Genomic DNA, 26,795 nt, shown 5'->3' with positions numbered 1-26,795 from the left:
CAGTTATGAAAAAAGTATTGTTTACTACAGCTTTATTCCTTACAGCATGTGCTGTGTCAGCACAGGAAAGTGTTGTAAAGGAAGCTAAATCTGCAAAAAGTGATCCTGTAAAGGCAGCGCAGATAATTGAACCAGCTTTGGTTGATCCTTCAACTGCCAATGATCCTGAAACATGGAAATTGGCTGGTGATTTCCAGAAGGCAATCTACGATGAAGAAAACATGAAGCTTTATTTGCCGGGTGGTCAGGCTGATACATCAAAATTGTATAACAGTTTGGTTAAAATGTTCGAATATTATACAAAATGTGATGAAGTAGAACAGGCAAAAGTAAAGAGTGGAGAATTGAAGAAGCCTAAATTAAGAAAGAAATTATCAAAGACATTGGCTACAGTTCGTCCCAACTTGACTAATGGTGGTTCTGATGCTTACAATTCAGGAAATTATGCTAATGCTTTGAAATTCTTTGGCTTGTATGTTGATGCAGCAGAAAATCCGATGTTTGAAGAAGAAGATGCAGTAAAGAATGATACATTGACTCCGCTAATCGCATGTTATGCTGCGTTGGCTGCAAACTCTTTGAATGATAAGGATGCAGTTGTTAAATATGCAACTGTAGGTAAATCTCACAAAGAAGAAGGCTATAGAGCTTTGATGTGCTTGGCTGAAGCTTATGGTAAAGGTGAAAATCCTGATTCAACTCAATGGTTAGCTACTATCAAGGAAGGTACAGAAAGATTCCCATCTCAGGAATATTTCATTGGTAACTTGATGGACTATTATATCCAGAAAGGTAGAATTGATGATGGATTAACTGAAATCGATCAGGTTTTGGCAAAGAATGAAACTCCGTACTTCTTGTATGTAAAGGGTGTTTTGCAGTACGAAAAGAAAGATTATGATGCAGCTATTGCTACATTTAACTCTATCATTGCAAAGAACTCTGATTTCGTAGCTGAAGCATATTCTAAGATTGGTGATTGCTATTTCTTCCCAGCACAAGTTATTGTAGAAGAAAACAGTAAGATTTCTATGGACGATCCGAAGTACGCTGCAAATGAAGCTAAGATCAAGGAATATTACGAAAAAGCAAGACCTAACTACGAAAAAGCTAAAGAACTTAAGCCAGACAATAGACAATTATGGGGACAATATTTGTTGAACATATATTGGAAATTGAATAAGGCTGAATATGATGCTTTGGAAAAGGAATTGACTATGTAATTTGAAGTTTTATTCTTTTTACGATAGGGGCTGCCTCAAGAAATTGGGGTGGCCTTTTTTTATTCAATAATCTATAATGAAGTTGTAGGATGGAATAGAAGATTTCTAAATATATAATTAAACATAATACCGATTATAAAATAAAAAAGCTATGCTTAAATGTTAGTAAAGATAGATAAAAAATAAGCCTGATATAGATATCAGGCTTATTTTTTTATATAAAATCAGATTAGCATTTTATTTTCAATTCATTTAAAATACGTCTCATCTCTTCAAAAGTCGTGATGCGTGTTGGAACTAATGGTAAGCGTAAACGATTCTTTATCATTCCCATCATGCTTAACATGGCTTTAACTCCAGCAGGATTTCCATCAACAAATAATAATTTGAATAATTCTGTAAATTGATGATGAATAGATAAAGCACTATTATAATCGCCGGCTAGTGCCAAACGTGTCATACGGCTAAACTCACGAGGAAATGCATTTCCTATTACAGAAATAACTCCTACTGCTCCTAATGTTATTAGCGGGAATGTTATTCCGTCATCACCTGATATAACATCAAAATTAGCAGGTTTATTTTTAATGATATCATCCATTTGGGTAATGTTACCGGAGGCTTCCTTTATTGCTACAATATTGTCGAAATCACGAGCTAAACGAAGTGTTGTTTCGGCCGTCATATTAACACCTGTACGCCCGGGAACATTATATAATACTATAGGCAGTTGAGTAGCTTCAGCAATAGCTTTATAGTGCTGATAAATGCCTTCTTGCGAGGGCTTATTATAATATGGTACAGCCACCAGGACGGCATCTACCCCTGTGAAGTCATCGTTCTTTAAAGTGTCGACCACGGTTTGAGTGCAATTACTGCTTATTCCTAATAATATAGGAATACGTCCATTAACACGTTCTATGACGAGTCGTTTTATCTTCTGCTTTTCTTCATTTGTCAGAGTCGGAGTTTCTGCGGTAGTACCTAATACACACAAAAAATCAGTACCGTTCTGTACCTGAAATTCAACTAATTTTATCAGGGAATCATAGTCCACACTTCCGTCTTCATTGAAGGGAGTAATTAATGCGACTCCCATTCCTTTCAACCTTCTTTGTATCATAAATAAAATATAAATGCTATTTTAAATATACAAAAGTACGAATATTTTCTATTTATACTTCGATTTTATCACTTTTTTGCTTATTAAATGCACGGCTCTTTCATTTAAAACAACCTCTATAATCCTTGTTATTCTCCGAAAAACCATTATTTTTGCGCACAGCGATGCAGGAAGCACCGCTTCCGGTGTTTCTTTTTATCGTTCATATAAAATTATTTTTGTAGGCGGAAATCAAATGCGACAGAGGTCGTTTTTTGATTTCCGCCTTAATTTTCGCTATGCGAAAATAAGATTTATTTTGCTGATATGCAACATTTTGCATGTCTAATATATAAAAAAGAAACATGCATTCTGCCGTCGTGGCAGCATAATGAAACATCTGAAAGAATTTGTGAAATCAGTGCCGGATTACCGCAGGACAGACAAGGGAAACTACAAATACAAGCTGGAAGATATTCTTCTCCTTGTAATACTCGGACGGCTGGGCAAGTGTATGACAAGACCGGATATAATCAGATTCGGCGAGCGTAATCTGAAACGCTTCCGCTCTTTAGGAATTTTGTTGGACGGTGTGCCTTCTGAACCTACGCTCTGCCGTATATTCAAACATATTGATGATGAAGCCATGTCTGAGCGGATGTCTGAATTTACCTCCACCTTCCATGATGAGCTTGTCGGTTGTGCCGGAGACATCCTCTGTATTGACGGCAAGGCAATGAGAGGGACGGTACTTGAAAACGGACGCACCCCCGACATCGTATCCGCCTATTCCCTTGAAGGAGGTTTCACCCTTGCCACGGACATGTGTGAAGAAAAAAGCAACGAGATAACTTCCGTACCCAAACTGTTGGACAAGGTGGATGTGTCAGGATGCATAGTTACGGCAGACGCCATGTCCTTCCAGAAAGCCATCATAGATAAAATCCGGGAAAAAGGCGGTGATTTCCTTATCGAGCTGAAGGCAAACCAGAGAACTCTGCGATATGGGGTTGAGGACAATGTCGAACTTGCAGAGCCTGTGGATGTATATTCGGAAGGCCCTTTTCTTGAACATGGCAGAATAGAGACCAGAGTATGCCGTATCTTTCGTGGAAATGACCTGATTACGGACAGGAAAAAGTGGAATGGAAATCTGACGGTTGTCGAAATACGGACTGCAACGGAGAGAAAATCTGATGGTCAGAAATCTTCCGAGAGGAGGTTCTATGTCTCCAGTTTTCACGGAAGTGCCAGGCGGCTGAGTACAATAGCCAGAATGCATTGGGCAATAGAAAGCATGCACTGGGACCTTGACCGCAACCTGAGGCAGGACTTCATCAGGCGGAATAGTGCAAGGTCCGCCAGAAACCTTGACACGATACAGAGGATAGTACTGGCAATACTTTCTATATGGAAAGGTAAAAGGAAAAAGCTCTCCGACAAGGCTAAGGGAACGGCCGAACTTATTAGAGAACTTTCTTTGGACTTTACCGCAATGATACATATGCTGGATCAAAAATGAGATAATTTGTAATTTCAGAGGATTCGTAACGTTTTGGGTATCAATCATAACAAAATCCCTACTTCCCATAAGAAGTGGGTGGGGGAATTATGTGCCTTTATCTAAGCTTAAATGAAAGAGCCGTGTATTAAATGAGGATATGTCAATTTATTCTTCTTCAATCATAGCCAAAAACTCATTTTCATCCTTAATTGGGATATTAAGCTGTTGTGCCTTTTCCAGTTTACTTGGTCCCATATTGTCTCCAGCCAAAATGAAAGATGTCTTTTTCGATATACTGCCTACATTTTTCCCTCCATGTTTTTCGATTAGGGCTTTATACTCATCGCGTGAATGACGGGCAAAGACTCCGCTTATTACGATAGACATTCCTTTCAGTTTGTCAGAATATCCCGATAAGTCTTCTTCGTCAGCTTCCAGTTTAAGCCCCGACTGACGAAGTCTTTCCACCAATATGCGATTTTTCTCATTAGCAAAATACTGAATGATACTTCCAGCTATTTTTTCACCGATTTCATCTACATGGATTAAATCATCGAGATTGGCCGAAGCAAGTGCCTCTATCGAACGAAAGGCTTTTGCTACCTTTTTAGCAACAGTTTCACCTACGAATCGTATACCTAAAGCAAATAGTACACGTTCATATGGGACCTCTTTAGAACGCTCGATTCCTTGAATAATATTTTCGGCAGATTTCTCTCCCATGCGTTCCAGACGGCAGATATCAGCTGTCTGTAAGGTGTAAAGGTCGGCTATATCGTGAATTAATCCTTCTTGATAAAACAGATCAACAGTTTCAGGACCTAGACCTTCTATATTCATGGCACGACGACTGATAAAATGTTCAATCTTACCTTTAATCTGTGGCGGACATGCCGTTTCGTTCGTACAGTAATAGGCGGCTTCATCTTCGTAACGAACCAATTCACTTCCGCATTCGGGACAATGTGTGATAAAAGTTACTTTTTCACTTCCAGCTGGACGGGCAGAAACTTCCACTCCTGTTATTTTAGGTATAATCTCTCCTCCTTTTTCTACATACACCATATCGCCGATATGAAGGTCGAGAGAAGCAATGATATCAGCGTTATGTAATGAAGCACGACGTACAACAGTTCCCGAAAGCTGTACCGGATCTAGGTTGGCAACGGGTGTTACGGCTCCTGTTCTTCCTACCTGGTAAGTAACTTTTTCGAGTTTTGTAAGCGCACGCTCAGCCTGAAATTTATAAGCTATTGCCCAACGGGGAGATTTTGCTGTATATCCCAAATTACGTTGCTGACGAAGAGAATTTACTTTCAGAACGATACCGTCGGTTGCAACAGGAAGATTTTTGCGTTCTACATCCCAATAGTTGATAAAATCGAACACCTCCTGCAAAGTACGTGCTTTACGCGATATATGCGAAATCTTGAATCCCCACTTGGCTGCTTCCTGAAGGTTTTCATAATGTCCGTCGTGAGGAAGATTATCTCCCAACAAGTAATACAGATAAGCATCAAGCTTACGGTTTGCCACTACAGCAGAGTTCTGCGATTTCAGTGTTCCCGAAGCTGCATTACGAGGATTTGCAAACAAAGGCTCTTCGCGAAGTTCACGTTCGCGATTCAGCTCTTCGAATACATTCCACGGCATCAAAATTTCACCTCGTATTTCAAAATTCTTTGGATATCCTTCTCCATGCAGAACTAAAGGTATAGAACGGATTGTTTTTACATTATCGGTTACGTCATCTCCTCTTACTCCGTCACCTCGAGTTACGGCACGTACTAACTTTCCGTCTTCATACGTCAGTGAGATGGACGTACCATCATATTTCATTTCGCAGCAGAGCTCGAATTCTTCGTTCAATGATTTACTTACACGTTCGTAAAATTCGGTTACTTCTGCCTGAGAATATGTATTGCCCAACGAGAGCATTGGATACTTATGTTCTACTTGCGTGAAGTTCTTATTCAAATCGCTTCCTACACGAACACTAGGTGAATTAGGATCGTAGTATTCTGGGTGTAGTGCTTCCAGATCTTGCAGTTCACGCATCAGCTTATCGAATTCCAGGTCGGAAATAACGGGTGCATTCAGTACATAATAGTTATAGTTATGAACATGCAGTTCTTCACGTAGCTGGTCTATTCTTTCAATGTCAGTCATGTTATATGATAAAATGATGTTTCTTGCAAAAATAGTAAAAATGTCATAGTGGGCTATGTGGGTACGGCGGAAACTTTGTACTTTTGCAAAAAAAATAACAAAGACTTATGAGAATAGATATTATAACTGTTTTGCCAGAAATGATAGAAGGTTTTTTTAATTGTTCTATCATGAGCCGTGCACAAAAGAAAGGTATTGCAGAGATACACATACATAACCTGCGTGATTATGCTTACGACCGCTACCGTAAGGTGGATGATTATCCTTTTGGAGGATGTGCGGGAATGGTTATGAAAATTGAACCTATAGACCGTTGTATCTCGGCTTTAAAAGCTGAGCGTCATTACGATGAAGTTATTTTTACAACTCCCGATGGCGAGCAGTTTAACCAGAAAATGGCGAACACACTTTCCATGAGCGAGAATCTGATTATTCTTTGCGGACACTTTAAAGGCATAGACTATCGTATTCGCGAACATTTCATTACGAAGGAAATCAGTATCGGAGATTACGTGCTGACTGGAGGTGAACTGGCAGCAGCCGTAATATCGGATGCTATCGTGCGAATTATTCCTGGCGTCATTTCCGACGAACAGTCAGCCTTATCAGATTCGTTTCAAGATAATTTACTGGCTCCTCCAGTGTACACCCGTCCGGCTGAATATAATGGTTGGAAAGTTCCTGATGTCCTTTTGTCTGGGCATGAGGCTAAGATTCGTGAATGGGAATTTCAGCAGTCACTGGAGCGTACACAGCGTCTGAGACCAGATTTGCTGGAAGATAAATAAGAATCCTCTTATATAGGATAACATGAATAGTTGTATGTCGTGATATTGCATAATATTCGGATGTTGTTTTATAGTAAATAAAAAAGATAATAATAAAGGAAGAGTTTTTGGGTGTTGAATAATCCAGACTCTTCCTTTATTATATTCAGAAATCCTAATTCCTCATCTACTAATTTGTTCTTTGTATTAAGATCCAGTTTCCTTCTTAAAATAATAGCTCTATAATCTGCGCAAATACCACAGTTTTCACTCCTGCATTAGGGAAATCATAGTACAGACATTTCAATATTCTTTTCCTTTAATAATTCAATCAGTCTTTTTGCATTCTCAGTATATAAGTAGACTTTCTTTCCTTTCTGATCAGTCAGAGATACATTATACCACCCACGAAGAAGATGAAACTTCGCAGATGCATGACAATCTGCTTTTATGATATTTTGTAAAATCAGGGTTTTCACTATGACATGTGGAGTCCGTATCTGTAAGATACCATTCATTAAAGAATAATAGGTACGGCTGTGCATCCAACTTATAACTATTCCTATTACAATGTAGGATGAATAATGGCATAGAAGGCTGGAGTCTTCTTCAGGAGATTGGGTAATTATATTCAGTATATAATAGAATGCCAATCCTCCAAGAAGCCACAGTAAGGCTATGTAACCTCCATAAACCAATCTGTTTTTAACCTTGAAGTTTTCCATACTGTGTCAATTTATAAATATAATATTAATTCATATCCGTTGGGATGTCGATATATTTATCTTCGCCGTTGATGCAGAATTTCAGACGAGAATTTTCCAACTTGGATAGCTTTTTGAATTTTACGATAACTGTTGTTGTATCTCCAAATTGGGCATCCACGTGTTTGGCTTTATAAGTTTTACCATTGTCACATTCGAGCATGATATTTTCTATGCCGAGCCCGTTATTACTATCTTTATCGTCTGAAGTAAGTGTAAAGATAACTGTGGTTTTTCCTCCTTTATTTGAAAGGCTGACGAAATGAGGCTCAGCAAATGCAATAATTGCCATCAGAAGAAGCGAAAGAAAAGATATTGCTTTTTTCATTGGTAATGTAATTTAAGGGTTATTACTTTTATCTTCTCTATACTCACAAATATAAAGTTTTTTGTCGGATTAGCCAAATGAATTGAATGGTTATGTATGACGTATAAATATCTTTACTTTTCAATATCTGACAAGTGACTTAAACTCCATCCCGATATAAGGGCAGGATTCTTTGCTTTTACTTGTATCGGAATATTCTACTGTATTGAGAAATGGTGCCCGATTGGTAGTGTTCGGTTGAATACAAATCTGACATTAGAAAAAAGTTCTGTGTATTGTTGGTTCGATGTAGAACAGAAACCGGCAGGCAGAGTGAAAAGCCATAAGAATTCCCAATTCACCTTTCAGCTTGTTGTTGAATTTTCTATGTTGAATGGCAAATATAGAGAGTGCCCAAAGGAATTCCGAAGCGTTGTACATTGAGCGGGGAATAAACTTAATTAAATATTTTTTATTATAAGTGGATATGAGAAAAGTATGGGCTCTGTTGTATTTCTTAAAAGAACATATGAAATAAGGGTATGTATCTATCAGGCAGCTTACGAGAATACGCTTGTTCGCTTTATTCAAGGAGTACTACTTGTACACGACGTCTGTTTCCGGATTTGCTGAAAGAGAAATAATTTTACATTTTATATCGAAAGGAAGAAAAGAAGAATAATTCATTTTCCCATATATACGAAGAAGAACTATATACATTCTCTTTTCAATGTACATAGTTCTTCTTGTTAGTTAAATAGCTTTATAGAGTATCTGATGTAAAAATATTTTAAACTTCTAAAGCTCCGATAATTTCGCGTACAGATGAGTATCCATGACGTTCCAGATAGTCGTTGATGCCATCGACCACTTTAACTGTAATAGCAGGGTCGATAAAGTTTGCAGTTCCTATCTGAATAGCAGTAGCACCTGCCAGCAAGAACTCAACAGCATCTTTCCAGTTCATGATACCACCTAGTCCTACTACTGGAATCTTTACAGCTTTAGCTACCTGCCAAACCATTCTCAAGGCAATTGGTTTTACGGCAGCACCGCTCATACCACCTGTTACTGTTGATAAGATAGGTTTACGCTTTTCAGCATCGATAGCCATTCCCAGTAAAGTATTGATGAGTGATACACTGTCGGCTCCGGCTCCTTCTGCAGCTCGTGCTATTTCTGTAATGTCGGTTACGTTTGGAGAGAGTTTTACGATCAGTGTTTTGTGATATACCTTACGTACTGCACTGACTACTTCGGCTGCGCCATGCGCTGTAACGCCGAATGCCATACCACCTTGTTTTACGTTCGGGCAGGAAATATTCAGCTCGATGGCCGGGATATTGTCCAGTTCATTAATTATGCTTGCTGTTTCAGCGTAGTCTTCCACTTGTGAACCTGAAACGTTTACAATCATATTTGTGCGTATATCCTTAATCTGCGGATAGATGTGGTCTACAAAGTAATGTACACCTTTGTTTTGCAATCCTACGGCGTTCAGCATACCCATAGGAGTTTCTGCCATACGCGGATACGGATTACCTTCGCGATGATGTAGTGTTGTACCTTTTACAATGATACCGCCAATCTTTTCCAGGTCTACAAAGTCCTGAAATTCTAGTCCATATCCAAATGTACCCGATGCTGTCATCACCGGATTCGACATTTCTAATTTACCGATGTTTACACTTAAATCTGCCATAATAGTTTCTTTATATTAAATACAGGACCTTCTTTACAAACACATACATGACCTTCATCGGTCTTTTCTACGCAGCACAGACAGGCTCCGACGCCGCATGCCATGGTATTTTCCAAAGATACTTCACATTCAATATTGTTAGCTTTGGCATATTTGGCTACAGCTACCATCATTGGTTTGGGACCACAAGTGTAAATCATATCAAACTTATTGTCTTTCAGAACACTGTGCATTGTCACATAACCTTTTTCTCCCATACTTCCGTCTTCAGTAGTGGTATATACATCGCCGAACTGCTCGAACTGTTCCAGTTGCAGCAGATCGTTCTTAGAACGTGCACCCAATAGGAAAGTCGGCTTGCAGCCCATCTTCAGCAATGCTTCACCCAGATAAAGCATCGGAGCAGTACCCACGCCACCACCTACTAAAAGAACTTTTCTGTCAGGATTTTCCGGCATAGAGAACCCGTTTCCTAATGGCAATACTACATTTACTATATCACCTTCTTTTACAGTAGCCAGTTTACGTGTGCCATCACCAACGAGTTGTACAAGAAACCACACCTCGTTGGTCTTTCTGTCTACATAATTAATAGAAATGGGACGCCGAAGGAAGGTTGTATTTGAACCGTCAATACGAATTTCGGCGAACTGCCCCGGAAGCATATCCGGTAGCGGAGCGGACTGAGTCAGCTTAATCAGAACATAGTTTGCATGTAAACGTATGTTCTCTGTTACTGTCAAATCTAATATGTATTTTTTCATAAAAACTAGGGTAAATTCGTTTTGTTTTGCAAAGATAACGAATTTACCCTAGTATCTTTCTTTTGGTTATGGGAAAGTCCCTGATTCTATCTAAATAAATTATCCGATAATAAGCTGTACTTTTATCCGGATATAAAGATTTTATTAGTTTTTTTCAGGTTTGAATACCTGATACGTACCATTATCGAAGAAAATTCTTATTTCAGTGATTTTTGGGTGAGGCTTTTCTATGTATCTAATTTCCTCACGTACAGATTCTTTAGGTGTATAAGCAGGCGTTTCTGATACATTTTCCTTGCGAAAATCAAAAAGAATTGGGCTCTCGGTCGATTTTTCGGGATTCTCAAAGCCTTGTGTGTACTGAGGTGTTGCAGTGTCTGGCGTATTTTCACCTTCCATTTCACCTTCTCCGTATAGTAACCATTCAATGTTAACATATGGACAAGCTTTATGGATACGCATAACAACATCAAGGCTTGGTTTATTTCTGCCATTGAATATATGCGATAGTGAAGATGTGGAAATCCCAATCTTTTCGGCAAACTCGGCATTACTCAAGCCTTCTTTCTGCATGATTTGTATAATACGGTCCTTCATTAACAAATGGAATAGATTATTTATCTGTTTACAAAGGTAATGTTTTATGTTTTCTTTTGCAAATTTACATATATAAAAGTTAGAAACAAAAGTGATTTATAAATGTAAATACTGGATGTGCTTTTTAGTATTTACGAATGTAAATTGCTTGATATAATGTAAAGTAATTACTTTAATATAATGGCATATTCTTCTGATTAATAAATAATTATTATAGTAAAATACATTTGTTTTACCAAGATACTGCTCTTTTATTAAAACAAATGTAAATTTGTTAAAGCTTTTCTTGGAAAATGAATAGTAAAATACTGGTTTTTACTATATTCCATAGTATAATTATTTAATGAATAATCACTCGTTTACATATAGAATTGTATACAAAACAAATGGCTCTCCCCTCTCCTATTCAGGCATTTATCTCTAATACATCTATACTTATGTACTTTTGTGTGGCGGTTTACAAATGTGTTTATTACATTTGTTTACAAAAATACTCAAACAATTGTAAATAGAGATTATTTATTATATACTAGCTTCCTTTAATGACCAAGTTTACACCTATACATTCGTAAAGGAAAAATTTAGAGATTGATTTGTATATTGGGAGAAGTTTATTTCTTGATTCCGTGTTATTGCTGTATTACCCTTTTATGTGTTATACATATTGATTAGGTTTCTTCCCGTTTTATCCAAAATCCTTATGCTCTCAGATTTAAAAAATTGCGGCCAATGATTCGTTCGTTCCTGAATTTTAAAATCTCGTGTGGGTATAAAAAAAAGACTCTGTCCTGTAACATTTAATGATAAAACGTACAGAACAGAGTCTTCCTTTTCGTTTTTTTAGTGGTCAGAAATTAGATGTCAATGAAGAATCATGAAGATAAGTTCCTTTAACAATTCACCATCCGATATTGACGCGTTACCTATTCCTTTCGACTTAGCATCACACATACGGATTGCTCCGATGATCTGCATTACTTTTACTCCCGTGTATCTTCTCATAGCAAGCATATAGTCTTTGGCTTGCCAGGGAGAACGCAGCCCTAATTGTGCGGCGATTCCCTGTTCTGTTTTTTCGGGAGCATAGTATGCCAGCATCAGATTTGCATAGAAATTAAAGAGGACTGCCAGAGTCACCTGAAGTGGATTGTTTTTAGGATTTTCTTCAAAATAATTTACTATCTGATTTGCTTTTAAAATATCTTTGGCGATAAGTGCATTGCGTAATTCGAAGTTATTATAGTCTTTGCTTATTCCGATATTTCGCTCTATTTGTTCCGGAGTGATACGCTTCTGACCGCTGGGCAGGGTGATAATTAATTTTTCCAATTCGCCTGCCATTCGGTTTAAATCGGTACCAACAAATTCGGCCATCATCTCGGCCGCTTTAGGTTCTATTTCTACTTGTTTACGTTTTAAATATGAAGCGATGAATCCCGGAAGCTGTGCATCTTTCAGCTTTTTTGATTCGAACAGAACTCCGGTCTTTTCGATTTCTGCTGTAAGTTTTTTTCTTCGGTCTAATGATCCGTGTTTGTAGCAGATGACCAAAATTGTAGATGGCATAGGCTTTTGCAGGTAGTAAACCAGCTCATCCAGATTCTTTAAATTTTGGGCTTCTTTTACAACCAGAACCTGATATTTCGACATCATCGGATAGCGTTTAGCACCGTTGATAATGGTGGCAATATCTGTATCTGCACCATACAGAACAGTCTGGTTGAACTCCTTTTCGGTTTCATTCAGCACACTGTCCATGATGTAATCAGCTATGCGATCGATATAATAGTCTTCTTCTCCCATAAGAAAATAAATGGGAGAATAGACCTTGTTTTTTATGTTCCTGACTATCTCTTCGTATGTTGTTTCTTTTGCCATGGATAGTAAAATTACCAGTCAAATTTCAGATGCTTCACTGTCTTCTTTTCATCGATAATCATACGTAGCGCATCGATTCCGATCTCTACATGTTCGTTGACAAACTGCTGTGTGACGAGCGAGTCACTCTTTTCTGTTTTTACTCCTTCCGGTATCATTGGCTGGTCGGATACTAACAGTAGTGCGCCTGTCGGGATATGATTTGCAAATCCTGTTGTGAAAAGGGTTGCGGTTTCCATATCTACTGCCATGGCACGTGTCTTCAAAAGATACTTTTTAAAGTCGTCATCGTGTTCCCATATGCGGCGGTTAGTTGTGTAGACTGTGCCGGTCCAATAGTCGCGTGAATGGTCGCGGATAGCAGATGAAACAGCACGCTGTAGCATAAACGCAGGCAAGGCGGGGACTTCTGGCGGGTAATAATCGTTCGAAGTACCTTCGCCTCGTATGGCAGCAATAGGCAGGATCAAATCGCCTATCTGGTTTTTCTTATCTATACCTCCACATTTACCCAGGAAAAGGCAAGCTTTGGGATGGATAGCACTCAGCAGGTCCATGATGATGGCTGCATTCGGGCTTCCCATTCCGAAGTTGATAATAGTAATTCCTTCTGCGTGTGCAGAAATCATATTAGCATCATGACCTAAAATAGGGACGTTAAAGCGATCTGCAAATATCTCTACATACTTGTTGAAGTTGGTCAACAAGATGTATTCTCCGAAGTCTTCTAGTTTTCTTTTTGTGTATCGTGGTAACCAGTTTGCCACGATTTCTGCCTTAGTTTTCATGATATTTTCGTATTTTTGTATGAAAAACGATTTTGTCTATTATTGCAAATTTACGAAATGTTGGCATTAAATTTACCACCTTACTCGTTTAAAATCTCTAATAAAGAGGGAAAAAAATACATTTTCGACGTATTGCGCAAGAAATACGTTGCCCTGACTCCTGAGGAATGGGTGCGACAGCACTTTACCAATTACTTGTTAATGCATAAGGGATATCCTTCAGGATTGCTGGCAAATGAGATACAGATTAACTTAAACGGTACGAAGAAGCGCTGTGATACGGTATTGTACAACCGTAATCTGACGGCTAAAATGATAGTAGAATATAAGGCTCCGGATGTAGTGATTACCCAAGCTGTGTTCGATCAGATAACGCGTTACAACATGGTGCTTCGGGTAGAATATCTGATTGTGACCAATGGTATCAATCATTATTGCTGTCGTATCGATTATGCAACTAACTCATATGTGTTCCTTCCAGAGATTCCGGACTATGCATCTTTGTAGTTTATTTGTTTCTCTTCCGATATGGATCAGCTTCATTCCGGTTGCTATACTGAACGGAGGTTTTCGCGATTATGTGCTGGTAAAATTTCTACTCGATAAGTGTGCTTTGGCTGTTAGTGGAATTATATTAAGCATATCGATATTACTCGTTGCTAAAATATTATTATCTCGCGTCAAGAAGCTCTCCCGTACGGATTGTCTGGTTATATCTTTTGTATGGATATTGCTGACAGTCTTGTTTGAATTCGGTATGGGACTTGCTACGGGAAGCTCTGTCTGTGAACTGTTGAAGGCTTACAATCCCTCAAGTGGAAATTTATGGTTGCTGGTGGTTGTAGCAACTGGAGCAGCTCCATTTCTCGCTTTGAAGTCGAGAAATAAATGAGCCTTGTGATTAAGGCTTTGTCTTAATTTTATCTGTATAATATTATTATCTTTATATTCAGTTTAATACACATCTCTATATATTGATATATAATGTATTAACTATGTAGTTGTTTGATTTGAATTATACAGATTATTTATCATAAGTACAGGAAAATTATTATATTATTTCTTCGCTTAGTAAATAAAAAGATCCGGTATATCCGGCGATGTAAGCCAGAATATACCGGAGCAGTCTATCTTTATGTCCGTAGAACCGGAATATTATTTAATCTTTGTTTCTAAGTGCTTTTCAGCAACAATACCAGCCAGTTCTGGGTCTATCATGATACGTCCGCAATATTCGCACACGATGATTTTCTTACGCATACGGATATCCAACTGTTTCTGAGGCGGGATTTTGTTGAAGCAACCACCACATGCATCACGCTGAACGTAAGTAATACCCAATCCGTTACGAGAGTTCTTACGGATACGTTTGAAAGCCTGAAGCAAACGAGGCTCGATAGTTGTTTCCAGATTCTTAGCTTTTTCTCTCAGCTTTTCTTCTTCCTGCTTGGTTTCAGAAATAATTTCCTCCAGTTCGTTTTTCTTAACTTCCAGGTCTTTCTTTCTTTCTTCCAAAGCTGTATTGCTCTTTTCTATTTCTTCTTCTTTTGCCTTGATTGAAGCAGTATATTCTTTGATACGCTTTTCGCACAGTTCGATTTCCAGGCTCTGGAATTCGATTTCCTTAGTCAGCACGTCATATTCGCGGTTGTTGCGTACATTGTCCTGCTGAGCTTTATATTTTTCAACCGAAGCCTTTGCTGTTTCAATTTCGATTTTCTTGCTGGCAATATTCGACTTCAGTTCGTCTATTTCAGTCTTGATTTTCTCGATACGTGTGCTCAAACCTGTAACTTCGTCTTCCAGGTCTTGTACTTCAAGAGGCAACTCTCCTCTCAATGTCTTGATTTTGTCGATTTCAGACAACATTGTTTGCAACTGATACAGTGCTTTCAGTTTTTCTTCAACGCTCAGTTCGCTGGGATCTTTTTTTGCTTCTTTAGCCATAGTTATTACAAATATTTGATGGGATTTGTATTGACACTCGTCATGCTGACGCTAAGTGACGGAAACATTTCCCGTATGATTGAATAAAATATTTCTTTTGTATATTGTTCACTTTCATAATGCCCTATTTCAGCTACCAGAATACTGTTTTCATAACTGAAATAATCGTGGTATTTCACTTCTCCGGTAATGAATACATCGGCGCCGCTTGCCACTGCACGGGGCAATAAAAATGCACCTGCACCTCCACAAAGAGCAACTTTCCGAATCATCCGTCCGTTGGTGCGCGAATGTTTTACGCAGCCTACTTCGAACGTATGTTTGATGCGATGCAGAAAATCGTCTTCAGCTTCCGGAGTTGGAAGTTCACCCACTACTCCTGCACCAGCCTGGCTCCAGTTGTTTTGCAGAGGATATAAATCGTATGCCGGTTCTTCGTATGGATGAGCAGCAATCAGAGCTCGTACGACTGCCGATTTTTTGAAGGCTGGTAAAATGGTCTCAATACGTACCTCGGGTTCTTCGTGCAGTTCTCCTTGTTTGCCGCAGAAAGGATGTGTACCCTCTCCGGCACGGAAAGTCCCCTTTCCTTCCAGATTATAGCTGCATGAGTCGTAGTTGCCTATACATCCGCATCCGGCATTGAATAGTGCCTGACGGACTTGTTCTGCCTGTTTGACAGGAACAAATGTTACCAGCTTCAGCAGTGCATTTTCTTTGGGTTCCAGTATCTGTACGTTCTGTAAACCTATCTTTTCGGCAATTTTGTAATTGACTCCCTGGGGAGCATTATCCAGATTGGTATGCATCGAGAAGATTACAATATCATGTTTGATTGCCTTCATGATGCAACGTTCTACATAATCTTTCCCGGTTATCGACTTATACCCCTTAAAAATAAGAGGATGGTGTGATACAATCAGGTTGTAACCCAGCGAAATGGCTTCGTCTACCACTGCTTCGGTTACGTCCAGACACAACAAAGCCCCTGCAGCTTCCGCGTCTGTCAATCCGATTTGCAATCCGGCATTGTCGAATCCGTCTTGCAAAGGCAGAGGCGCGAACATCTCAAGGGCATCTACTACTTCCTTAATTTTCATGTTTCGCGAAAATTTTCATGCAAAGATACAAATTTTCTGCGATATATTTATGTTTGAGACATACTTTTTATTGTTTTTGGGTTGCAGCAAGGCTTGTTGACCGTCTGGTAAGGATATGACGAAAAGAAGGAAATCTTCGTTGGGAAAAATCAAGACAAGTTCTGATTTTTTGTACAAACTTTATTCTGTTTTGTACAAAAAATCAGGATAGTTCGTACAAATAAAGCAAACAGTTTGTACAAAAAATAAAAAAATAAGCTGATGTTTTTTCATAAAATTGCCGGAAAAATCGTAATCTTTCCGGCAAGAATATAACAGGTAAGTATTTGTGCGTATTATTTCTCCGGGATAACAGGCAGATACAGGTAGCTGTCGTAGCGTCCTCCTGTATATATACAGTGCTTTCCTGCGTTATGACTAGCGGGGGAAGTTACCACTTCTTTCGGATCGGCACACTGATTTTCATTGCCTCCCAGTGTAACCAGATCGACATTGTTTCCCGGTTGGTAAGTATACCCCTCATTGGGAATGCTGATTCTTGCAGATCCGAAAGGAATGGCCGCCGCGGCAGGGCGATAGGCTTCTACGGTAAGCTGGAGTATTTCATCCTTGTCGAACATCAGCCCCATCGGCCATATTTCAATTTCCAGCGGAACGATTTCGCCGGGTTTCAGTTTTTGTTCCGTAGTGTATGTGTAATATGGTTCCGCTTCTGTGGTACGCAGTGTGTCGAGCTGGCGCATGGATGCCCGCATATATCCTGTAGCGGCGATAGTTGCTCCTGTCGGATCAAAGAAAGGCTTTCCGTCTTTTGAAAGTTTCTCTACTTTGATGGCAAGATCCATATCGTCATGGTCGGGGGCAGATACCCATAAGTGCAGTTTCATATAACCGGTTATTTCGGTAGGTTTTGTCATACGGAACCGATAAGTAACTTTCGGCTGTCTGCTTTCCGACTGGTAGGAACTGATTGTCTCTTTTTGCGGCAGACTGGTTGAAAGTGAAGAGTCGGCAGCCGAAAGATATAGCTTGGTATACTTGGTACGCGCCAACGGGAATTCATTTTCCACACGGTTTACAATATTTTTACCTCCAGGATTAAGTACAGACAAGCGTACTTTAGGTGTTTGCTCCCATCCGTTGTCAATGTTTTTTAAGTAATAATCAAAGAAACGACGCAAGTCTTCCACGTTTTCCGGCGAATAATAATCGTACCACTCATTGGTATCGTGCACTCGTAGCCATTTCTTATCCGATGAGATACGGCGATATCCCGCAAAGGTTCCATGTGTATGTACAGAGTTAGTATAACTTGCTACTACATAGGCCGGGACAGTGATGTTTTCCAGACGGGCTGCCTTGTCTTCCCAATAGCTGCACATGAATGGCTGTTCTACAATCATGCGTGGCTGATCCTCGAGCATTCCGTGGGCAGAAGAGAATGTTTCGGCTATCATTTCCGGAAATTCCGGCATGGGTATTCCTCCCCTGTGACTTGACTCGCGAAAATGATCACAAAAACCTTCCCAAGGAGCGATGGCAGCCAAGTGCTTCGGTTGTTCGGCGGCAATGAACCATTGTGATACTGTCAGCCAAGAATTGCCGGACATGCCAACTTTGCCATTGCACCATTTCTGGGATGCAATCCATTCTATCACATCGCAGCCGTCAAGCGCATCTTCATGTCCCCAGTAAAGCAGGTTGCCTTCAGACATATATGCACCACGTTTGTCGGGATTAACCACAGCATATCCGTGTGCTACCCAATAAGCAGGGTCAGGACCTTCAAATTTTTCGAGCCCTGAGGTGGCACTGATTGCCACACCCGAACGCATCGGGACATCATTGAGCATTTGTCCTCCGATTTCTTTCCCATATGGACTCCAGGCAAGAATAGCCGGACAATTCTCTTCGTTTACCGGACGGAAAACATCGGTGTAGATAGTTACTCCATCGCGTAATTTAATAGGAATATCCCGTTCCAGCAGTATGTCACAGGGCAAAGGCATAGCTCCCTCACGACGTACGGTTCCTGCTTTCAGGATAAGAGTTTCTTGTTTAAATCCAGGATATCGGACACGAGGTGCATCGACGGGAAGTGCCTTACGCAATGGAACGTCGAAGGTTTCGCCTGAAACATTGTGCAAAGTCATTTGCTGTTGCTGTGCAGGTAATAGTTGTGGGGCAAGTATAGCAAGCAATACTGCCCCGATCATGTTTTTTCTACTCATTATCATATCTGTTTTGTTTAATTTTCTTTTTGGCAAAGTTCTGCACTTTTTGCCGTAATTGTATGTTAAATCTGGAAACATAACTGGTTAATTACGAAACAGAATATAAATTTGTAATAGGAAAAAACATTATTTACTGGTTATGGAAGAAAGAATCATTCGTCTGCCGGAGCTGATAACGTATCATCGGATTAATGAAGTATGGGAGGAAAGTATAGCTTGTTTCTGCACCAAAAGCGATATGAAAAATATCAGTAAGATACCCCCTGTTCTTGCAGACATGTTTTCGTTTATAGTTGTGGAGGAAGGTATGGCACACTATATACTCAATTATAAAGAATATAATGTACAGAAAGGTGATATGTTGTTGTTTTCGCCTAATATGCTGGTTTCACTCACAGGTTGTACGGACGATTTCAGATGCATGAACTTGATGTGCGAAAGGAGTTTATTCGAGCATATGCTGTCGTCCAATCCTGCCTTTCAGACATATTCTTATTACTTTTGCCGCACTGATACACCTGTGATTCAACTAAAACAAGAAATGCAGACTGCTATCCTGAAGTGTATGGAACAGATCCGTATGGCTATCATTAGCCGCAATACTTATCAAAAAGAAATTATTCAGAGCCTGGTGTATACTTGTATGTTACTGGTACTTGAGGTGATAGAGGAACGTGTATCTTCCCTTCCGGTATCACTGGGACGTACCGAAAGACTGTTTCACGACTTTATGGCGTTGGTAGTTGCTCATTATAAGCGGGAGCACTATATAAATTTTTATGCCAGCAGGCTGTCTGTTACAACCACTTATCTGTCTCGCATTATTCGGCGGCAGACAGGGAAAACCGCTGCTTATTTTCTGGGGGGCATGCTTTATGCAGAAGCCTGCCGCCTGCTTACCCGTACTGACTATACTGCCCAACAGATTGCAGAGGAACTGAATTTTTCTGATCAGTCAGCCTTCGGCAAATTTTTTAAGTCGAAGGCTGGTGTTTCTCCTCATATATTTCGTCTGAAAGGAGTAAACAGATAAGAGCTGTTCACAGGTAAGCTTACTAGGAAAATGCTCTTATTTCACAGAATAATCTTTTCTAAATCATCGGGAACATAGATGCAGCCAGTAAACACCTGTTGTGCTTCAGCAGTATATCGCTCTTTTCGGGTAGCGAGTGTCTTGTCCTCCGTGTGATAGAGCAGCAGATTCTTTACATTCAGTTTCGAAGCGAGTCGTCCGGCATCGAGAGCTGTACTATGATGCTTTTCGTAAGGCTTGAAGCGTTCACGGTCGTCGTACAGACAGAAAGCCTCACATAACAACCAGTCGGCTCCCATTACGTAATCGTGATTCAATTCATTATAAGGTTCATCACCAAGACATACCAGTTTTTTCCCATCGGGAAGTATTGTACTGAAACCATATTGTTTTTCTTTGGTTGAGGCTATGTCGAAGCACTGCAGGGTGAAGCCTCCGGCTTCGAAACACATTCCGTTGTCGACGATATGTAGTTCGATGCCATTTCCCAGCCGGGCTACAATTTTGGCAGGAAGTGTCATGCGGCAAATCCAGTCGAGTACTTGTATGGCTTTGTCGTGTCCATATACGTGGAACGTACCATCATATTTTCCAGCCTGCATAAGCTGAGCGACGACACGTACCACCCATACAGCTCCTAATATATGATCGGTATGTGCATGGGTAATGAACATGGCATGAATATCGGTCAGTGGTATGCCTGCTTTCTCTAGTTGGATAAGTATTCCGTTTCCTCCTCCGGCATCGACCAGCAGGGTTTTATTCGGATGACGCAAGGCAAAGCAGGTATTATAGCACTGGGTAACCGCAGCATTTCCCGTTCCCAGCATGACAAGTTCCGTTGTTTCATTTGTTTCCATAAGCTTCTTGACAGTTGATTATGATAAAAAAAGAGCAACAAATATCGGCTTTCTTCCGTCAGCCTAGATACTTGTTGCTCCGAATTATAATAAGGTTGAATTACCTGAAATTAATATGCACGTGCAAACAATACGCGGCGAGCCGACGGTTTGCCTGTTACCATATCTACGCCCGGAGTAAGACTTTCTTCGTCTGCTTCGAACGGAAGACAGCGGATAGTAGCTTTGGTTTCTTCCTTGATACGTTCTTCTGTTTCAGTTGTACCATCCCAGTGAGCCAGAATGAATCCACCCTTTTCAATTTGTTCCTTAAACTCATCGTAAGTGTTTACTTTTACGATGTGTTCGTTGCGGTACTTCAATGCTTTCTGGTAAATATTTTCCTGTATTTCTTCAAGCAGGTTCTTTACATATTCTTCGATACCATCGCAAGAACGAGTTTCTTTTTCCAGTGTATCGCGGCGCATGATTTCCATTGTATTGTTTTCCAGATCACGTCCTCCCATGACAAGACGTACAGGAACACCTTTCAGTTCGTAATCAGCAAACTTGAATCCCGGACGTTTGTTGTCAGCATTATCGTACTTAACAGAGATTCCCATTTCACGCAACTTGGTTACGATACCTTCTACTTTCGCATCGATTTGTTTCAGTTGTTCGTCGTTCTTGTAGATAGGAACGATGACTACCTGTATCGGAGCCAAATGCGGAGGAAGAACCAGACCGTTATCGTCAGAGTGAGTCATAATCAGTGCACCCATCAGACGAGTAGAAACTCCCCATGAAGTAGCCCATACATAATCCAGCTTGTTGTTTTTGTCGACAAACTGTACATTGAATGCTTTAGCAAAGTTCTGTCCGAGGAAGTGAGAAGTACCACACTGAAGTGCTTTTCCGTCTTGCATCAAACCTTCGATAGTGTAAGTATCAAGTGCTCCGGCAAAACGTTCATTAGCCGATTTAACACCTTTGATAACAGGTACTGCCATGTATTTTTCTGCGAAATCACCATATACATGCAACATTTTCTGTGCTTCAGCTTCAGCTTCTTCACGAGTAGCATGTGCTGTGTGACCTTCCTGCCACAAGAATTCGGCAGTACGCAGGAACAGACGTGTACGCATTTCCCAGCGCATTACGTTTGCCCACTGGTTGCACAAGATAGGCAGGTCACGGTATGAGTTAATCCAGTTTTTATATGTACTCCAGATGATTGTTTCTGAAGTCGGACGGATAATCAGTTCTTCTTCCAGTTTAGCTGCAGGGTCGACAATAACTCCAGAACCATCTTCTGCGTTTTTCAAACGGTAGTGAGTTACTACGGCACACTCTTTGGCAAAACCTTCTACATGTTCTGCTTCACGGCTCAGGTATGATTTCGGGATAAGCAACGGAAAGTATGCATTTACGTGTCCGGTTGCTTTGAACATATCGTCCAATATGCGTTGCATTTTTTCCCAGATGGCGTATCCGTAAGGTTTGATGACCATACATCCACGTACTGGTGACTGCTCTGCCAAATCGGCTTTTACTACCAAATCATTGTACCATTGTGAATAGTTCTCACTTCTTTTGGTGAGGTCTTTTAATTCTTTTGCCATAATTTATGTTGTTATTATCTTTTATATCGCTTTTCAGAGATGCAAAATTAGTAAAAAAGACATTGATAGCCTACAAAAACTATTATTCATTTAAATAATCAGGGCGTTTTTAGTTCTGATAATCGAAATACCACCAGTATGTATCACCAAATTCTCTACGCATCAGGTTACTTCCCTGGACGAGTGGACCAGATTCCTTACGGCGGATTTTGTAGTCAGTGTAACGCTGGATCATTGCACTGTCTGTAATCTGAATCTGATAATCGGGGTGACTGTCCTTATATATAAGTATAGCTTCTTTATAGTATCGGGCAAATTCTTCATCAGATTCACAGAAATCGGTAATGGCAGTTGCAAAAGTGTCAAGTCGTTTTTCAAGAAGTAAAGCCGATAGAAAATAATCGAGTGAAGTCGATTTCCCTGTGCCTTTGTAGCAAATGTTATGCAGGAACTCCATGCGGTCTTCACCGTTATACGGACGCACTCCCAGCAAATAGTAAATAGAGTCGTTTGTATAGCGGAGAACAGAAGACGAATCGTTTGCAAAGAACAATCCGTCGGTTTTATAATATTGCGGATACTCAAAGAGCTTTTCTCCCAAAGTTCCGGCATGCGACATTGCAATGCTACGCAATACGGTAAGTGTCCGGCTTGCTTCTGTAGAATGTTGGCCTATTTTCAGCACTTCATTGTATTGATGATTACGAAGATAATGTTCGGCTTCCAGTTCACGATGAAAAGTGCGGTTGCTGTTGCCTATTAGTATAGTCATGATAATAAACACCAACAGTATAATCAGATTGCTGTTCATCAGCGTCATCGGACTACTTTCTACATTCAATTGTACACGGAAAACCCTTCGTAACCAGAAAGTAACTAAAAAATATATCAGTAATATCAGAGGCAGCAGCCATCCCCATGAAGTATGGTAGTCGGACATGTAAACAGTTCTTCCTACATCAGTAAGAACTCCCAATATAAGGCAAGAAGGAAAATACGACAAAGCACGGACCTCTCCTTTCAAGCCTAACAGGCTATTGACTCCCCAGCGTAATAATAGTAAAATCAGGGTAATGATTATGGCACTGGGTAAAGGGGCAAAATGAGTTTTGCCGTGTGCCAGTGAGAAGTGTAAAGCCTCTAATACATCACACTGAAATACATAAAGATAGATAAAACTGAAAATAGAAAAAAGAAAGCCGCACACGACGGTTTGTATGCGTGCGGCTTTCTTATAGTTCTTATGGATATATTCATTCATAAACGTTACTTCTGGCGTTTCAACACTACTGCCGAACGGGCAGGTATATACAGCTTAAGCCATTCTTTCTTTTCTTTAGCATATAATGGATCGGCACACGTAAAGTGGGCTACTGAATCGTCTGCAAACCCAAATCCGCCGAACTCTTTACTGTCTGTGTTCAATACTACATGGTACTCACCTCGTGGAACAAGGAAACCGTAGTCTGTAAACGAACGGGTAGGATTAAAGTTGAATACAAATACTAAGTCTTTACGGCGATATGCCAGAATCTGATCTCCGTCATTGTGCCATATTTCTACGACATCGCTCTTCTGTATGTTCTTGACTCCTTCGATAAGATGAACCATTGCTTCGTCAAAGTCACCCAGGTAGTGATAACACAATTCTTTATTGTCTACCAGATTCCATTGGCGGCGAGCGTATTTATACGACCATCCGTTACCTTCACGCGGGAAGTCGATCCATTCCGGATGACCGAATTCATTTCCCATAAAGTTCAGATAACCGCCGTTGATAGTAGAAGCTGTGAGCAGACGAATCATTTTGTGCAATGCTATACCGCGCTGTACGACTCCATTTTCATCACCTTTCTTGAAGTGCCAGTACATATCCGCATCAATCAGACGGAAAATGATAGTCTTGTCGCCTACCAGAGCCTGGTCGTGACTTTCGCAGTAAGAGATTGTTTTTTCGTCTTTACGGCGATTGGTTACTTCCCAGAACAGGCTAGAAGGCTTCCAGTCTTCATCACGACGTTCCTTGATAATTTTTATCCAATAATCAGGAATGTTCATCGCCATACGATAGTCGAAGCCGTAACCTCCGTCGTTGAAAGGTGCGGCAAGTCCCGGCATACCTGAAACTTCTTCGGCAATTGTGATGGCACGAGGATTAACCTGGTGTATCAGCTTGTTGGCAAGTGTCAGATAGCAAATAGCATTGTCATCTTGATGACCATTAAAGTAATCGCCATAGTTACAGAATGCTTCTCCCAATCCGTGGCTGTAATAAAGCATAGATGTTACACCATCGAAACGGAAACCATCGAAGTGGAATTCTTCCAACCAGTATTTACAGTTAGAGAGTAAGAAATGAATAACTTCGTTCTTACCGTAATCGAAACACAATGAATCCCATGCCGGATGTTCACGGCGATCTCCCTGATAGAAATATTGGCAAGGATCACCAGCCAGGTTACCTAAACCTTCCATTTCGTTCTTTACCGCATGCGAATGAACGATGTCCATAATTACGGCAATTCCCATCTGATGAGCTGTATCAATAAGCTGTTTCAGCTCTTCGGGCGTACCAAATCTGGATGATGGAGCAAAGAAGCTTGATACATGATAACCGAAACTTCCATAATAGGGATGCTCTTGAATAGCCATAATCTGAATGCAGTTATAGCCGTCCTTGGCTATGCGTGGAAGGATGTTTTCACGGAATTCGTTGTAAGTCCCCACTTTTTCGGCATCCTGCGCCATACCAATATGACACTCATAAATCATTAAAGGTGACACATTCGGTACAAAAACTTTTTTCTTGAATTTGTAAGGTTTATCAGGATTCCAGACCTGTGCACTGAAAATTTTAGTCTGGTCGTCTTGAACGACACGTGTTGCCCATGCAGGAATACGTTCTCCGCAACCTCCTTCCCAATAAACTTTCAGCTTATATAAATCTCCATGCTTTATCGCATTTTCCCGAAGATTGATTTCCCAGTTACCTGTATTCTTGACTCTTTTCAATTTATACTTGGCTTGTTCCTGCCATCCATTGAAATCACCTATCAGATAAATTTCAGTAGCATTAGGAGCCCATTCACGGAAAGTCCAACCTTTTTCTGTGCGATGCATGCCAAAATAAAGATGTCCGGTAGCAAAGCCGGACAGTGTTTTCTTGCCGATTAATTCTTTTTCCTTATTAATTGCATGCTGATGTCTGCCTGTAATAGCCTCTTTGTAAGGCTCAAGCCAAGGATCATTTTTAATGATATTCAATACTTCATCCATAGTATTAGAGTTTATATTAATATGCCCGAACTTTTACTATGACTTTTTTCACGCCGTCTGGAGTTACGCCAGGAGCGTGTCCGTCTTGTGGAAAGAATATGGCAAACATACCCGGTGTAATAGTCAGATAATCTTTTGCAAATCCTTTGTAGAAAGTGATGTCTTTTTCTGCATTGTATTCTTCTTCCGGAAGGTCTGTGCGCGGAGTATATCCCATTGTTTCAACTCCCGACAAAGGAATCTGAATATCTATGAAGTTATTATGAGTTTCAAGTTTTGCTTCTTCCTTAGTTTTGGGTCGTGCTTGAGCAAAATTAACGATAAGCTCACCCTCTTTTAAGACGACCTTACCTATTTCGTGTGCGTTTAAGTCTGTAGTTTTCAAAAATTCCACAGCCTGTGCAAATAGTGGATTCAGAGAAACATATTTCTCAAGATTTTCTAATTTATCTATTACCATAGTAGTAACAATTTTGTGGTTTTAATTTATATGAAAATGTTTGTTATTCAAAATCATCGATTGTATAATTTGTAAAATCGGCAAAACGCTTCAGTTGCCTGAATACGTTTATAATTTCTTCTATAAAACAAGGATCATCAAAAAAAGAATCAGGAATGGAATAAGCAACAGTGTAATCTTTACATTTTATATATTCCGGATAAGGAAAATCTTTTGGGAATCCTTTAGGCAAGGTTTTTAAGTGTTCCTCTCCTATTACCGGAAAATATTTTTTAAAATCAGGATCCTCTACAATAGCACGGTATTCCTCTATGTTATCTACAACCGACTGCCGGACAGCTTTAAGCATATTGGACGGCATACACCAGCTTCCTCCTGCCAGCATACAGTTGCCAGGTTGCAGATGTACGTAATATCCGCAGTGGTTCGATTTTTTCCCACGTGCGTTAATATATCCTCCTATGTGATTCTTATAAGGAGATTTGTCTGCCGAAAAGCGGACATCCCGATAAATACGATATGTACAATCATGAGGACGAACATGAGATATACTTTCATCGAATAATGAAATACGCGCAATGATATCCGCTAATAAATTTTCAAAACTGCTTTGTGCGTTTTGATATTCATTTTTATGTTCCTGAAACCATTCACGGGTATTATTCTCTGACAAGCGTTTCAGAAAATCTAATATTTCTGGTATATTCATGTCCTTCCCT

The 26,795-nt window shown here is 40.0% G+C and carries 24 protein-coding genes; 6 read left to right on the top strand and 18 right to left on the bottom strand.

Annotation, left to right across the window (positions count from 1 at the left end; translation table 11 throughout):
* Positions 1 to 5 precede the first annotated feature (5 nt).
* Positions 6 to 1,223 (top strand): tetratricopeptide repeat protein, encoded by a 1,218-nt coding sequence (locus ACDG22_RS11660; protein ID WP_007569604.1) that lies wholly within the window; start codon positions 6 to 8, stop codon positions 1,221 to 1,223.
* A 229-nt stretch (positions 1,224 to 1,452) separates the two neighbouring features.
* On the opposite strand, the gene dapA is transcribed toward ACDG22_RS11660, so the two are convergent.
* Entirely contained in the window at positions 1,453 to 2,346 is an 894-nt protein-coding gene (gene dapA, locus ACDG22_RS11655; protein ID WP_007569606.1) for a 4-hydroxy-tetrahydrodipicolinate synthase, read from the bottom strand.
* Positions 2,347 to 2,716: 370 nt separating this feature from the next.
* Between dapA and ACDG22_RS11650 the strand changes: the two genes are divergently transcribed.
* Complete coding sequence (locus ACDG22_RS11650; protein ID WP_007565353.1) at positions 2,717 to 3,847, top strand: ISAs1 family transposase; 1,131 nt, start codon at positions 2,717 to 2,719, stop codon at positions 3,845 to 3,847.
* A gap of 147 nt (positions 3,848 to 3,994) precedes the next feature.
* Here the strand turns inward: ACDG22_RS11650 and ligA are convergent, their stop codons facing one another.
* Positions 3,995 to 5,998, bottom strand: coding sequence for an NAD-dependent DNA ligase LigA (gene ligA / locus ACDG22_RS11645; RefSeq protein WP_007569611.1), 2,004 nt, complete (start codon positions 5,996 to 5,998; stop codon positions 3,995 to 3,997).
* Between the two features lie 107 nt (positions 5,999 to 6,105).
* On the opposite strand from ligA, the gene trmD reads away from it, so the two are divergent.
* The gene (gene trmD / locus ACDG22_RS11640) at positions 6,106 to 6,786 is read left to right on the top strand and encodes a tRNA (guanosine(37)-N1)-methyltransferase TrmD (RefSeq protein WP_007569613.1); all 681 of its coding nucleotides are present in this window, start codon (positions 6,106 to 6,108) and stop codon (positions 6,784 to 6,786) included.
* A 266-nt stretch (positions 6,787 to 7,052) separates the two neighbouring features.
* On the opposite strand, the gene ACDG22_RS11635 is transcribed toward trmD, so the two are convergent.
* From ACDG22_RS11635 to ACDG22_RS11605, 7 genes are all read right to left on the bottom strand, one after another.
* Positions 7,053 to 7,490, bottom strand: a complete 438-nt coding sequence (locus ACDG22_RS11635; protein ID WP_007569615.1) for a hypothetical protein — start codon at positions 7,488 to 7,490, stop codon at positions 7,053 to 7,055.
* A gap of 25 nt (positions 7,491 to 7,515) precedes the next feature.
* Positions 7,516 to 7,857, bottom strand: coding sequence for a hypothetical protein (locus tag ACDG22_RS11630; RefSeq protein ID WP_007569617.1), 342 nt, complete (start codon positions 7,855 to 7,857; stop codon positions 7,516 to 7,518).
* A gap of 769 nt (positions 7,858 to 8,626) precedes the next feature.
* Entirely contained in the window at positions 8,627 to 9,538 is a 912-nt protein-coding gene (locus tag ACDG22_RS11625) for a dihydroorotate dehydrogenase (protein ID WP_178269939.1), read from the bottom strand.
* Positions 9,526 to 10,302: a dihydroorotate dehydrogenase electron transfer subunit gene (locus tag ACDG22_RS11620; protein ID WP_007569625.1), complete on the bottom strand. Its 777-nt coding sequence runs from the start codon at positions 10,300 to 10,302 to the stop codon at positions 9,526 to 9,528. Before ACDG22_RS11620 ends, ACDG22_RS11625 begins: the two co-directional genes overlap by 13 nt.
* Positions 10,303 to 10,446: 144 nt before the next feature.
* On the bottom strand, positions 10,447 to 10,899 hold the full coding sequence (locus ACDG22_RS11615; RefSeq protein WP_007569627.1) for a helix-turn-helix domain-containing protein: 453 nt from the start codon (positions 10,897 to 10,899) through the stop codon (positions 10,447 to 10,449).
* Positions 10,900 to 11,760: 861 nt separating this feature from the next.
* Complete coding sequence (holA, locus tag ACDG22_RS11610) at positions 11,761 to 12,777, bottom strand: DNA polymerase III subunit delta (RefSeq protein WP_007569639.1); 1,017 nt, start codon at positions 12,775 to 12,777, stop codon at positions 11,761 to 11,763.
* An 11-nt stretch (positions 12,778 to 12,788) separates the two neighbouring features.
* Positions 12,789 to 13,565, bottom strand: coding sequence for an AMP nucleosidase (locus ACDG22_RS11605; RefSeq protein WP_007569640.1), 777 nt, complete (start codon positions 13,563 to 13,565; stop codon positions 12,789 to 12,791).
* 57 nt (positions 13,566 to 13,622) lie between these two features.
* Here ACDG22_RS11605 and ACDG22_RS11600 point away from each other — a divergent pair, with 57 nt between their 5' ends.
* Together ACDG22_RS11600 and ACDG22_RS11595 are read left to right on the top strand one after the other, a co-directional pair.
* Positions 13,623 to 14,072: a type I restriction enzyme HsdR N-terminal domain-containing protein gene (locus ACDG22_RS11600; protein WP_007569641.1), complete on the top strand. Its 450-nt coding sequence runs from the start codon at positions 13,623 to 13,625 to the stop codon at positions 14,070 to 14,072.
* Positions 14,059 to 14,457, top strand: coding sequence for a hypothetical protein (locus tag ACDG22_RS11595; protein ID WP_007569642.1), 399 nt, complete (start codon positions 14,059 to 14,061; stop codon positions 14,455 to 14,457). Before ACDG22_RS11600 ends, ACDG22_RS11595 begins: the two co-directional genes overlap by 14 nt.
* Positions 14,458 to 14,720: 263 nt before the next feature.
* Here the strand turns inward: ACDG22_RS11595 and ACDG22_RS11590 are convergent, their stop codons facing one another.
* The 3 genes from ACDG22_RS11590 to ACDG22_RS11580 all read right to left on the bottom strand — a co-directional run bounded on the left by ACDG22_RS11590 (position 14,721) and on the right by ACDG22_RS11580 (position 18,843).
* Positions 14,721 to 15,512: a zinc ribbon domain-containing protein gene (locus ACDG22_RS11590; protein ID WP_007569643.1), complete on the bottom strand. Its 792-nt coding sequence runs from the start codon at positions 15,510 to 15,512 to the stop codon at positions 14,721 to 14,723.
* 5 nt (positions 15,513 to 15,517) lie between these two features.
* Positions 15,518 to 16,612 carry a Nif3-like dinuclear metal center hexameric protein gene (locus ACDG22_RS11585; protein ID WP_022125432.1) on the bottom strand — a complete coding sequence of 365 codons (1,095 nt, stop codon included), beginning with the start codon at positions 16,610 to 16,612 and terminating at the stop codon, positions 15,518 to 15,520.
* 335 nt (positions 16,613 to 16,947) lie between these two features.
* On the bottom strand, positions 16,948 to 18,843 hold the full coding sequence (locus ACDG22_RS11580) for a CocE/NonD family hydrolase (protein ID WP_178269940.1): 1,896 nt from the start codon (positions 18,841 to 18,843) through the stop codon (positions 16,948 to 16,950).
* A 142-nt stretch (positions 18,844 to 18,985) separates the two neighbouring features.
* Here ACDG22_RS11580 and ACDG22_RS11575 point away from each other — a divergent pair, with 142 nt between their 5' ends.
* Entirely contained in the window at positions 18,986 to 19,879 is an 894-nt protein-coding gene (locus ACDG22_RS11575; RefSeq protein WP_178269941.1) for an AraC family transcriptional regulator, read from the top strand.
* Positions 19,880 to 19,920: 41 nt separating this feature from the next.
* Here the strand turns inward: ACDG22_RS11575 and ACDG22_RS11570 are convergent, their stop codons facing one another.
* From ACDG22_RS11570 to ACDG22_RS11545, 6 genes are all read right to left on the bottom strand, one after another.
* Positions 19,921 to 20,739 carry an MBL fold metallo-hydrolase gene (locus ACDG22_RS11570; protein WP_022126497.1) on the bottom strand — a complete coding sequence of 273 codons (819 nt, stop codon included), beginning with the start codon at positions 20,737 to 20,739 and terminating at the stop codon, positions 19,921 to 19,923.
* A gap of 110 nt (positions 20,740 to 20,849) precedes the next feature.
* Positions 20,850 to 22,340 carry a proline--tRNA ligase gene (proS, locus tag ACDG22_RS11565; RefSeq protein WP_007569657.1) on the bottom strand — a complete coding sequence of 497 codons (1,491 nt, stop codon included), beginning with the start codon at positions 22,338 to 22,340 and terminating at the stop codon, positions 20,850 to 20,852.
* Positions 22,341 to 22,449: 109 nt separating this feature from the next.
* Positions 22,450 to 23,601: a DUF6057 family protein gene (locus tag ACDG22_RS11560; protein WP_022126496.1), complete on the bottom strand. Its 1,152-nt coding sequence runs from the start codon at positions 23,599 to 23,601 to the stop codon at positions 22,450 to 22,452.
* Between the two features lie 5 nt (positions 23,602 to 23,606).
* Complete coding sequence (locus tag ACDG22_RS11555; protein WP_022126495.1) at positions 23,607 to 25,616, bottom strand: alpha amylase C-terminal domain-containing protein; 2,010 nt, start codon at positions 25,614 to 25,616, stop codon at positions 23,607 to 23,609.
* Between the two features lie 16 nt (positions 25,617 to 25,632).
* A complete protein-coding gene (locus ACDG22_RS11550) occupies positions 25,633 to 26,076 on the bottom strand; it encodes a YhcH/YjgK/YiaL family protein (RefSeq protein WP_007569663.1) in 444 nt (147 codons plus the stop codon).
* A 43-nt stretch (positions 26,077 to 26,119) separates the two neighbouring features.
* Complete coding sequence (locus ACDG22_RS11545) at positions 26,120 to 26,785, bottom strand: DUF2461 domain-containing protein (protein WP_007569665.1); 666 nt, start codon at positions 26,783 to 26,785, stop codon at positions 26,120 to 26,122.
* Between the last annotated feature and the right edge of the window lie 10 nt (positions 26,786 to 26,795).

The sequence above is a fragment of the Phocaeicola coprocola genome (assembly GCF_041333015.1).
Taxonomy (GTDB): Bacteria; Bacteroidota; Bacteroidia; order Bacteroidales; family Bacteroidaceae; genus Phocaeicola; species Phocaeicola coprocola.
This window is presented reverse-complemented; position numbering and strand designations above follow the sequence as displayed.